Source organism: uncultured Thermomonas sp., assembly GCF_937872235.1.
GTDB lineage: Bacteria > Pseudomonadota > Gammaproteobacteria > Xanthomonadales > Xanthomonadaceae > Thermomonas > Thermomonas beijingensis.
This window is the reverse complement of record NZ_CALMPC010000035.1, coordinates 1-1104: the sequence shown is the minus strand read 5'-3', so window position 1 is coordinate 1104 and position 1104 is coordinate 1. Positions and strand designations below refer to the sequence as shown.

Sequence of the window (1104 nt, the reverse complement as noted above, 5' to 3'; positions counted from 1 at the left end):
TGGCCTATCACGACCGCTCCGACGGCGGCGTGTTTGCCGCGTTGTGCGAAATGGCATTTGCTTCGCACTTGGGGCTGGATATTCGTCTGGATGGTTGGGGCGATGGCCGCACCGGCGACCCGCTGCGGGTGTTGTTCAACGAAGAACTGGGCGCCGTGGTGCAAGTGCCGGTAGCAGAGCGTGCCGCGTTTGCCGATCTGGTGGCGCAGCACGGCTTGATCGAATGCGCACAGCGCATTGCCAAGCCCACCAGCGCGCCCAGTATCCGCATCAGTGATGGCGATAACGAGCTGGCGCAATGGCGTTGGGACGAATTGTTCGATGCGTGGTGGGCTGTCACCCATGCGATGCAACAACTGCGCGACCACCCTGATTGTGCCGACAGCGAGCGCGACAGCGTGCGCCGCTTCGATGCGCCGGGCTTGCAGCCGGTGTTGCACTTCGATGCCAGTGAGGATGTGGCCGCACCGTTCATCAACACCGGCGCACGCCCGAAGGTGGCGGTGCTGCGAGAGCAGGGCGTCAACAGCCAAATAGAAACCGCGTATGCCTTCGATCGCGCCGGCTTTGACAGCTTCGATGTGCACATGAGCGACTTGATCGCCGGCCGCTTTGATCTGGCCGACTTCCAGGGCGTGGTGGCCTGCGGCGGTTTCAGCTACGGCGACGTGTTGGGTGCAGGGCGTGGCTGGGCCACCTCCATCCTCGAGCGCAGCACCCTGCGCGACATGTTCAGCGCCTTCTTCGCCCGCGACAACAGCTTCTCGCTGGGGATCTGCAACGGTTGCCAAATGCTGGCGCAGTTGCGCGACATTATCCCCGGTGCCGAGCATTGGCCTACCTTCCAGCGCAATACCAGCGAGCAGTACGAAGCGCGGCTGGCGCTGCTGGAAGTGGCGCAATCACCGTCGATTTTCTTGCGCGGCATGGACGGGTCGCGGATTCCGGTGGCGGTGGCGCATGGCGAAGGCCGTGCCGTGTTCGCCAATGGTCTTGACCAGTCCGCCGTGGATGTGGCGCTGCGTTTTGTCGAAGGCAGCCAGACCGCGCTGCATTACCCGGCCAACCCCAACGGTTCACCTGATGGCATTGCGGGTGTCACCA

At 63.6% G+C, this 1104-nt stretch carries 1 protein-coding gene; it reads left to right on the top strand.

Features of this window, described 5'->3' with window-relative positions; genetic code table 11:
- The coding region (locus QWB57_RS03140; protein ID WP_288968292.1) for a phosphoribosylformylglycinamidine synthase subunit PurQ at window positions 1-1104 on the top strand (1104 nt) is incomplete at both ends.